This is a genomic window from Ruminococcus sp. RTP21484sp1_RTP21277st1_D2_RTP21277_210401, assembly GCF_040924225.1.
In the GTDB taxonomy this organism is placed as follows: domain Bacteria; phylum Bacillota; class Clostridia; order Lachnospirales; family Lachnospiraceae; genus Blautia_A; species Blautia_A faecis.
The window spans coordinates 136,972-147,036 of the sequence record NZ_JBCOMJ010000006.1 but is presented as its reverse complement, the minus strand read 5'-3'; the positions used below and the strand labels follow the sequence as shown (position 1 = coordinate 147,036).

General features: G+C 43.0%; 7 protein-coding genes. All 7 read left to right on the top strand.

Annotated features, from left to right (window positions below; translation table 11 throughout):
* The first annotated feature begins 279 nt into the window (after positions 1-279).
* The gene (fba, locus tag AB5706_RS06545; RefSeq protein ID WP_148463679.1) at positions 280-1,149 is read left to right on the top strand and encodes a class II fructose-1,6-bisphosphate aldolase; all 870 of its coding nucleotides are present in this window, start codon (positions 280-282) and stop codon (positions 1,147-1,149) included.
* Positions 1,150-1,461: 312 nt separating this feature from the next.
* Positions 1,462-2,739, top strand: coding sequence for an ABC transporter substrate-binding protein (locus AB5706_RS06540; RefSeq protein WP_256144472.1), 1,278 nt, complete (start codon positions 1,462-1,464; stop codon positions 2,737-2,739).
* Between the two features lie 194 nt (positions 2,740-2,933).
* Positions 2,934-3,788, top strand: a complete 855-nt coding sequence (locus AB5706_RS06535; protein ID WP_148463677.1) for a carbohydrate ABC transporter permease — start codon at positions 2,934-2,936, stop codon at positions 3,786-3,788.
* Complete coding sequence (locus tag AB5706_RS06530; RefSeq protein WP_148463676.1) at positions 3,788-4,624, top strand: carbohydrate ABC transporter permease; 837 nt, start codon at positions 3,788-3,790, stop codon at positions 4,622-4,624. The genes AB5706_RS06535 and AB5706_RS06530 overlap by 1 nt, the downstream gene beginning before the upstream one ends.
* A 271-nt stretch (positions 4,625-4,895) precedes the next feature.
* Positions 4,896-6,440, top strand: coding sequence for a response regulator transcription factor (locus AB5706_RS06525; protein WP_173715654.1), 1,545 nt, complete (start codon positions 4,896-4,898; stop codon positions 6,438-6,440).
* Positions 6,331-8,232, top strand: coding sequence for a cache domain-containing sensor histidine kinase (locus AB5706_RS06520; protein ID WP_226840940.1), 1,902 nt, complete (start codon positions 6,331-6,333; stop codon positions 8,230-8,232). The genes AB5706_RS06525 and AB5706_RS06520 overlap by 110 nt, the downstream gene beginning before the upstream one ends.
* Positions 8,216-10,063: a type 2 periplasmic-binding domain-containing protein gene (locus AB5706_RS06515; RefSeq protein WP_148463674.1), complete on the top strand. Its 1,848-nt coding sequence runs from the start codon at positions 8,216-8,218 to the stop codon at positions 10,061-10,063. Before AB5706_RS06520 ends, AB5706_RS06515 begins: the two co-directional genes overlap by 17 nt.
* Positions 10,064-10,065 lie beyond the last annotated feature (2 nt).

The following is a 10,065-nucleotide window of genomic DNA, read 5'->3' as shown; positions in this document are numbered from 1 at the left end:
GGAGAAGGATTCGAACCTTCGAAGGCATCGCCAGCAGATTTACAGTCTGTCCCCTTTGGCCACTCGGGAATCCATCCGTGAACAAATTTATTATATACAAAGAAGAAAGTTTTTGCAAGATATTTTTTCAGTTTTTTTGATATTGTACACGCGAGGGGAATGAAAAAAGAATCAATAACTCATTTTTTTTGCAAAGAGGTAGACGAATGGGGAAAAATCTGCTAAACTACAGACAATGGAAATAGTTAAGGTGTTTCCAAAGATAGGAGGAATTTTATCATGTATGAGTTAGTTAATGCAACAGAAATGCTGAAAAAAGCAAAAGCTGGACATTATGCAGTAGGTCAGTTCAATATCAACAACCTTGAGTGGACAAAGGCTATCCTGCTTACAGCACAGGAACTGAACTCCCCGGTTATTCTGGGCGTTTCCGAAGGCGCTGGTAAGTACATGGCTGGTTATAAGACTGTTGTTGGAATGGTTAAAGGTATGATGGAAGAGCAGAAGATCACTGTTCCGGTTGCACTTCACCTGGATCACGGTTCATATGAAGGATGCCTGAAATGTGTTGAGGCTGGATTCTCATCCATCATGTTCGACGGTTCTCATTACCCGATCGAAGAGAACGTTGCTAAGACTAAAGAACTGGTTAAGATCACAAGAGAGCACGGAATGTCCTTAGAGGCAGAGGTTGGCTCCATCGGTGGTGAGGAAGATGGCGTTATCGGTATGGGCGAGTGCGCAGATCCTAAGGAATGCAAGATGATCGCTGATCTTGGTATCGATTTCCTGGCAGCAGGTATCGGTAACATTCATGGTAAATATCCGGCTAACTGGAAGGGCTTAAGCTTTGAGACTCTGGATGCAATCCAGCAGCTTACAGGTGATATGCCGTTAGTACTTCACGGTGGTACAGGTATTCCTACAGACATGATCAAGAAAGCTATCGACCTTGGAGTTTCCAAGATCAATGTTAACACAGAGTGCCAGCTTTCTTTCGCAGATGCTACACGTAAATACATCGAGGAAGGCAAAGATCAGCAGGGTAAAGGATATGACCCACGTAAGCTTCTTGCACCTGGCTTCGATGCAATCAAGGCTACTGTTAAAGAGAAAATGGAAATCTTCGGATCCGTTGGAAAAGCCTGAATATGATTTTTCTCCGCACATGCGGAACGAGAAAGGGGACTGCGCAAGCAGTCCTCTTTTGCATATATGAGATGTTTCACAGACTGCTTTTTCCAACAGGTTCTGGCTTGTGACCCGAATTATTATTCAAAGTCCGGACCTGATAAAAATTGTAATGTTTTGTACAAGTTGCGATAAAATATCCATATTCAAATATCACTCTCTAAAAAAATGAACATGTTTCTTGATTTTTTATCATGGTTTTTTAACAGAAAAATCAGTATTATATAAACATCTTAAGAAACGGTTCTCAAAGAAAAGGAGAGTAAAATTATGAAGATGAGAAAAATCGCAGCAATGGGACTTAGCGCAGTTATGGCAGCTTCTATGGTACCGGCATTACCGGTTATGGCTGATGATGCAGCTGGAAAGGTTTACTACTTAAACTTCAAACCAGAGCAGGATGAAGCATGGCAGAACCTGGCAGCAAAATATACAGAAGAAACAGGCGTTCCGGTAACAGTTGTTACAGCAGCTTCCGGACAGTATGAGACCACACTTCAGTCTGAGATGGCTAAGAGCGATGCTCCTACACTTTTCCAGGTAAACGGACCAGTAGGACTTAAGAACTGGAAAGATTACTGCTATGATCTGTCCGGATCTGATATCTACTCACAGCTTACATCTGATGCTTACACTGTAAAAGATGGTGATGCAGTTGATGGTATCGCATACGTAATCGAGTCCTATGGACTGATCGTAAACAAAACCTTACTGGAAAAAGCTGGTTACACAGTAGACGATATTAAGAGTTTTGATGATCTGAAAAAGGTTGCTGATGACATCCAGGCAAGAAAAGATGAGCTTGGAGTAAAGGGTGCTTTCACAAGTGCTGGTATGGACGGATCCTCTGACTGGAGATTCAAAACACACCTTGCAAACCTCCCAATCTACTATGAGTATCAGGCAGATGGTATCGATGATACAGATGCAATCAAGGGAACATACCTTGATAACTATAAGAACGTATTTGATCTTTACATTACAGATTCTACCTGCGATGGAGCAGAGCTTTCTGCTAAGACAGCAGATGACTCCCGTAACGAGTTCATCAACGGTGATGCAGTATTCTATCAGAATGGTTCCTGGGAATATGGCGAACTGTCCAAGACATACAGCGATGATGAGCTGGCTATGATCCCGATTTACTTCGGTGTTGATGATGAGAACGAAGGTCTTGCAACTGGTACAGAGAACTTCTGGTGTGTAAACAAAGAAGCTTCTGAAGAAGATATTCAGGCAACACTTGATTTCATGAACTGGTGCGTAACTTCTGAGGATGGAACAAAGGCTATGTCAGAAGACTTGGGCTTTACAATTCCTTTCAAAACAGCACAGGAGCCCACAAACGTATTTGTAAAACAGGATGCAGAGTATACAGCAGCTGGCCTTACACCTGTATCATGGAACTTCACAACAATGCCATCTGAAGAGTGGAAGAACGGTCTTGGTACAGCGCTTACATTATATGCAGCAGGAAGCGGTTCCTGGGATGATGTAGTTTCCGCATTCGTTGACAATTGGGCAACTGAGAAAGCTCTTTCCGAATAATCGTAACAGGTAATAAATTTCTTTCCAACAGCATATAATATGTCCAGAAGAAATTCAGGACATATTATAGAATGGTGAACAGGGTGGGGAGGCGAAATACAGCCTCCCCATTTTAATGGGAAAATGATGTAATGTTTTGGGGTGGTGGATAATCTTCCACAAAGGTGTCATAACAGGAAAAGGAGGAGTGAAAAATGGTAGGAAAATCTCTGAAAAAATGGTGGCCGGTATTTGTTCTGCCAACATTGGCTGCATTTATTATAGGTTTCTTATGGCCGTTTATCTGGGGTATTTATCTTTCATTTTGTAAATTTTCAACTGTAAAAGATGTAGTCTGGGTTGGACTTTCCAACTATCAGAAAATTTTTATCGGCGGTGACTTCAGTCATGCATTCTGGCTGACCGTTGTATTCGCATTTGTTTCCAGTATTCTGATTAATGTGTTGGCATTTTCCATTGCATTGGCTTTGACAAAAGGCTTCAAAGGAACAAACGTGTTCCGTACTGTATTCTTCATGCCGAACCTGATCGGTGGTATTGTACTTGGTTATATCTGGCAGACACTGTTAAACGGTCTGCTTTCCATGTGGGGACAGCCTCTTCTGAAGTTGTCTGCAACAAATGGTTTTATTGGAATGATCATCCTGTTGTTATGGCAGCAGATTGGATATATGATGATCATTTATGTGGCTGGTCTTAATAACGTATCTCCGGATCTGATTGAGGCCGCACAGATTGATGGCGCAACCGCATCACAGATCCTGTTTAAAATCAAGATTCCGATGATCATGCCATCTGTTACAATTTGTACATTCCTTACTCTTACAAACGGATTCAAGATGTTCGACCAGAACCTTTCCCTTACAGGCGGAGATCCTGGAAAACAGTCACAGTTACTGGCACTGAACATTTACGATACATTCTACGGACGAAGCGGCCCTGCATGGAAGGGGATCGGCCAGGCAAAAGCAGTTGTATTCTTTGTACTGGTTGTTGTGATCGCGTTGATCCAGCTTCGTGCAACATCATCTAAGGAGGTGCAGGCATAATGGCAGATAAGAAAAAAAGTATTATCCCAACTATAATTCTTTCCGTAATTTCAATTATCTGGATCTACCCGATTGTTATGATCCTGTTTAACTCCTTAAAAGTGGAGTCCGCAATTACTACATCTGGTGTTTTCCAGTTTCCTACATCTGAGACCTGGAACGGAATCCAGAACTTTATAGCCAGCGTCACACAGATGGATTTCCTGAAATCCTTCTGGTACAGCCTTGTGATCTCAGTTATGTCTGTTGTTTTGATTCTGCTTTGTTGCTCTATGTGCGCATGGTACATTGTACGTGTAAACGGCTTGCTTTCCAAGGTTCTGTATTACCTTTGCGTATTCAGTATGGTTGTTCCTTTCCAGATGGTTATGTTTACCCTGGCAAAAACAGCAGATACTTTGAAACTGAATAATCCATACACCATTTGCATTGTTTACCTTGGATTTGGTGCCGGACTTGCAGTATTTATGTTTACCGGTTTTGTAAAAGGAAGCCCGCTGGAAATTGAGGAAGCTGCCATGATTGATGGATGCAGTCCTCTGCAGGTTTTCTTTAAGATCTTGATTCCGATTTTGAAACCAACCATTATCTCTACTGCAATTCTGGAGCTGATGTGGGTATGGAACGATTATCTTCTTCCAACACTGGTTCTGGATATTAAGAAATATAAAACAATCCCAATGGCAATCCAGTATTTCCGTGGAAGCTATGGTCATGTACAGATGGGACCGATGATGGCAAGTATTATGATCGACATTATCCCGATTATTGTTGTATATCTGGTTTGCCAGAAATATATTATCGAGGGAGTTGTTGCAGGTGCAGTTAAGGGTTGATTTCTTTGGGTAAAAGAACGGTTTTTACCTGAGAAATTTGGAGATTATTCCCTTTTCAATATGATACCAGAATGTTAAAATAAAGATAGTTCTTTGCAGAGATGCGAGGGGCTATCTTTATCTTTATATAAGATTTCATGTGCGCCAGACAGAAAAAATGGGGCGAAGCAACAGGCGATATGAAATTTCTGGCTTTTCTGACAGACGGACATAAATGACAGTTGGAAGAGTTGTCCCGGTGTTAAATATAATAAAAGATCGGAGTACCAATATGTACAGAGTTTTGATAACAGACGATGAGAAAATTGAGCGGGAGGGAATTAAATTCCTTCTGGCACAGGAAGAGGGAGAATACGAGATCCATGAGGCTGCCAATGGCAGGCAGGCACTGAATGTATTGCGAAGTGAAGAGATTGATTTTCTTTTAACAGACATAAAAATGCCTCATATGGACGGTCTGGAGCTGGCTAGCAAGGTCAGAGAAGAGTATCCCAATCTTCCAATTGTAATTTTTAGTGGATACAGTGATTTCGCTTTTGCCCAGGAAGCTATGCGTTACGGAGTGAAGGATTACGTGCTGAAGCCGGTTGATCCGGATACATTTCATACAACTATCGGGAAAGTAAAAGCAGAGCTTCAAAGTATCCGGTCCAAGAAGCAGAAGGAAGAGAAAGGGAAGAATTTTCTTCTTCAGTATTTTCTTCAGACTTACCTGTATTCCGGAAATGAAGAAGTGTTGAAAAAGGCTGGGGAAATTTTAGATGAATCTAACTGGGAGCAGTGGCACTGTGCGATTCTCATCGAATCAGATAAGGCATTTTTTGACAATGTTCCAGATAACATTGATGAGGAACTGATGCAGGGATTGCACCGGAATTTCTTTTACCTGAATCTGAATACCAGACAGTCTGTGCTGTTTTTTTCAGATGTGTACTGCGATTATCAGCTGGTTGCCAAGCATTTATATGACCTTTTGAAGCAGAATTACTCTGCAAGTTTTCACCTTGCAGTGAGTAGCCGGTTTGAAGGGCATGAGGCGCTGCCTGAAATCATGTCCCAGCTGGAGCAGACCATGGAGGAGAAATTTTATCATCCGGATGTGCATGTGTTTAATAATGAGACCGCAGACAGCCAGCCGGTGAATGCGGAGACACAGGATTCCCGTCTGATGGAGAAGATTTCCGAAGACATTTCCCGCAAAGATGTGGAGCAGCTGAAGACGCATTTTGAATGTCTGGTGAAGAAATATGAGAATGATACCCGTTTCTCTGCCATGTATGTGAAATTTGTTTTTTCCAATGTGATCCAGGAGCTTTTCCAGGAAAATCAGTTTTCTGAGGAGCGGAAGCTGGATCATGAGGTTGAGCGGCTGTACAGTTGTACCAATCTGAAACAGATCCTTGCAATCACCCAGGAGAATATTAAGGAGTATGAGGAGTTTCTGGAGCGTTCCATGAGTGATTCCAGAGATGAAGTTGCTTCTGTGAAGAATTATATTTACCAGCACTATGCGGAAGATTTAAGTCTTGAGACATTGGCAGAGAAGGTGTATTTGTCCTCTGGTTATCTCAGCTTTATTTTTAAAAAAGAGACTGGTATGAACCTGAACCGCTTTATACGTGTGGTTCGGATGGAAAAGGCGAAGGAGCTTTTGTGTAATTCCAATATGAAGGTGGCACAGGTCAGCGAACAGGTAGGAATCCCCAATGTTTCTTATTTCTGCAGAAGTTTCAGGGAATATTATGGAAGCAGCCCGGAGTCCTATCGGAAAGGAACCGGTGAAGAGGATGAAAATACCGGCAGTCATAAAGAATAAATTTGAAAATATGAAATATCGTCATAAGCTGACTATTCTTCTTGTGACAGCCAGCCTGGTTCCTATGATCCTGCTTGTATTGTATAGTCATGACCGCATGAGCAGTCTGCTCCGGGAAAAAGAAATGGAGGATATGTCTTCCATTCTGGAGCAGACCGGAGAGGGAATCGACAGCCAGATAGAAGTTTTTTCCAGTCTTCTGAATTATCTCACTTATTCCCCGGATATTGAGGATCTGATCACGGAGAAAAATATGGATAATTATCAAGCGTATAGAAAATATACAGAAGTAGCAGATCCTCTTTTGTCTGTACCAAAGTCTTATCATGATGCCATTATACAGATCCAGTTGTTTGCAGAAAGCATTAAAGTGCGCCATGAGTATACACTTGTGCCTTTGTCAGAGGTGGATAAGGAGTGGTGGTATGACAAACTGGCAGAGGATGTGTCTGTGCAGTGGGTGGTGGACAGCCAGATACCGGAGATTGCAGCTGTAAGGCGGATTTATACTGGCAGAGAGCAGACAGCAGTTCTTTGCGTTACACTGGATTATAATAAGATTTTTCAGCCCTTTGAAAAGATTATTTCTGCAGAATCCGGGGGCATGATCCTGGATAAAGAGGGAAATGTTCTGTTTCAGAAGGAAATGCTGGGTGAAAAGGAAGAAAAGGATTCGGGAGAGGCTGTCTCCAGGGAGTTTCTGGAGTCCGGGCAGGGAGATTATGCTTTTGTAAAACGGAAGAACGCGGCTTGCGGATGGATTTTTTATCTGTATAAGCTGCAATCAGCAGTGGACAGCTCTGTGGCAGGAATCCTGGTCAGCGAGATTCCCTTGATTGCAGCCTGTGTAGCCATAATTCTGGTGTTGGGACTTTCTTTTTCCAGACTTTTTACCAGAAAGATCGAGGAGCTTACCGCTAACATGAACCGGGTAAACCAGGGCAGCCGTGAGGTTACGGTGGACAGCAATGCCGGAGATGAAATTGGTCTTCTGGTGCGCAGCTTCCGAAGCATGATGGACGAGATCAACCGTCTGATCCATGAGGTTTATGAGAATAAGATCGCGTTGAAAGAGTTTGAACTGAAGGCACTGACTGCCCAGATCAACCCTCATTTTTTGTATAACTCCCTGTCTGTTATCAACTGGATGGCTATTCGAAGCAATCAGAGGGAAATCAGTAGGGTTACTTTGTCCTTATCTATGTTTTACCGGACTGCTTTAAGTAAGGGGCAGGATATGGTAACTGTGGATAACTGTATTCAGAATATTAAGGCGTATCTGGACATTCAGCTGGTGATGCATGACAATGATTTTCAGGTGATCTGGGACATTGACCCGGAGGTGAAAGGAGATATTGTGCCCAAATTGCTGCTGCAGCCTGTTGTGGAGAATGCATTGGAGCATGGGCTGGACATGAAAGAAGAAGGAGAGAAGATTCTGAAACTGTTTTTTGTAAAGGACGGTGAGGATGTGCTTCTTGCTGTGGAGGATAACGGACCAGGAATGGAACAGGAAGAGGCAGATAAGCTGGTGACTTACAAGGCTTCCGGATATGGCCTTAAAAATGTCAATGACAGAATGCAGCTTCTTTATGGGATGGAGTATGGAATCAAGGTGTTTAGCCAGATCAATCAAGGCACCAGGGTGGAAATGAGAATTCCAAGAGAAAAAGCGGATGAGGAGGCTGTGGCAGCCGGAGAGTTTTCTGCGAAAAAGTTTTTGCAGGAGCCGGAAGAAGACACAGAGGACACAACAGGAAAGAAAGGTGGAAAAAGTGAAGAAAAAAAATAGAATTCTGGTAGTGGGACTGACTTTTTCCATGGTGATTTCGTCCGGTTTATTGACTGGCTGTGACAGCGCAGCTGGAAATATGGGAAAAGAGACAACGGGTGTGGAATACGAAGAAGCAGATTATGAGCTTTCTGAGGAATCATGCAGTGATTCCGGAATTGATGCAGCTGACCCAGGCACTGTAGACAACGAGACGGAAAAGACAGCAGAAAACAGAACGGATGCAGAGAAAAGTACAGAAACAGAAGAATCCCAGACAGATAATTCTACAGATAGCGGATTGTGGAAAAAAGCTTCCACAACTCCGTATGGAAAGTACCCGGAGCTTGTGACTTATACTTTAGGACAGATGAGCGGTGCCAATAATTCCAATCTTCCAGCAGGAAATACCTACGAAGACAGCGCTTATACCAGATATCTGAAAGAGATTCTGAACGTGCAGAATGAAAATGCCTATATGGAGCGGGAGGATCGCTACGACGAGTATGTGAATGTGCTGGTAAATGATCACACTTTGCCGGATGTACTGGTGGTTTCAGACAGGGAGACTTTAAATGTTCTTGTGGAAAATGACATGGTGGAGGATCTGACTGAGGTTTATGCAAACTGTACCTCCCCGAGAATCAAGGCCATGTATAACAGCTATGGTCCACAGCTTCTCGGTGCAGGAACCTTTGATGGTAAGCTGATGGCGCTTCCGGAAGCAGTAATCGACCACGGTCCCTGCCTTTTGTGGATGAGAAAGGACTGGATGGACCAGCTAGGCCTTGCAGAGCCAAAGACTCTGGAAGAGGCTATGGATATTATCCAGGTTTTTCAGGAAAACAGGATGGGAGCAGAGGAAGGGGAAGATCCTGTGGGACTTGTGTGTGATACCAATTTTGTGTCTACTACCAGTCAGAATTATTCGGTGGAACCTGTTTTTGAAAAATTTTATTCTTATCCAAGAAGATGGATCAAGGACAAAGACGGGGAAATTGTCTATGGTTCTTTGACAGAGGAGACCAGATCTGCCGTTGCTTATTTGCACGAGCTATATGAGAGAGGAATACTGGATCAGAACTTTGCCCTGCGTGCTCAGAATAATCTCCGTGATCTGGTAGTGGAAGGTAAATGCGGTGCGTTTTTTGGACTTTGGTGGGCACCGAATAATCCGCTTATGGATGTGGCTGAGAATGATCCGGAAGCAGACTGGGAGCCTTATTACCTTACTGCTGAATATCAGGAAAAAGATAACGTTTATGCTTCTTTTCGGGACAACAAATATGTGGTTGTGAGAAAGGGTTACGAACATCCGGAAATTGTAATGAAAATTATCAGTGTTCTGTTTGATTACAGCCGGTTTGAAGATGAGGAAAATGCGGATGAGATCAACAGCTATTTTGCTTTGAATGTGGATCCTACAGCCAGACCGTTGGTTATTAATGTGGATTATAATGAGGCAATTTATAATGTTACGAAGGATATCCGGAGAGTAATGTCCGGCAAGCAGAAGGCAAGTAATTTAAGCGCACTGGAAAAGTCTTACTATGATGCCTGTATGAAGTATTTGAGCGGGAAAAATGTAACTGTAGAGGACTGGGCTGCGTACAAGTCCAGAATTTCAGCAGTGGGCGTGCTGGTTGACGGCCATTATAGTTCGGTGCGCAGAACATATCTGGTTGATTCGGATGGAGAGATTCCCAACATGCTTGCTTCCCTAGAGAAAAATGCCTTTATTCAGATGATCATGGGAGAGCAGCCCATGGATTACTTTGATACCTTTGTGGAAGAGTGGTATGACCAGGGGGGAAGGGAACTGACCGAGAAGATCAGAGAGGAGAATTCGTAATT

What these genes read in the sequence shown, in the direction of transcription:
- fba (WP_148463679.1), top strand. Translation starts at nt 280, where the DNA reads ATGTATGAGTTAGTTAATGCAACAGAAATGCTGAAAAAAGCAAAAGCT.
- AB5706_RS06540 (WP_256144472.1), top strand. Translation starts at nt 1,462, where the DNA reads ATGAAGATGAGAAAAATCGCAGCAATGGGACTTAGCGCAGTTATGGCA.
- AB5706_RS06535 (WP_148463677.1), top strand. Translation starts at nt 2,934, where the DNA reads ATGGTAGGAAAATCTCTGAAAAAATGGTGGCCGGTATTTGTTCTGCCA.
- AB5706_RS06530 (WP_148463676.1), top strand. Translation starts at nt 3,788, where the DNA reads ATGGCAGATAAGAAAAAAAGTATTATCCCAACTATAATTCTTTCCGTA.
- AB5706_RS06525 (WP_173715654.1), top strand. Translation starts at nt 4,896, where the DNA reads ATGTACAGAGTTTTGATAACAGACGATGAGAAAATTGAGCGGGAGGGA.
- AB5706_RS06520 (WP_226840940.1), top strand. Translation starts at nt 6,331, where the DNA reads ATGTTTCTTATTTCTGCAGAAGTTTCAGGGAATATTATGGAAGCAGCC.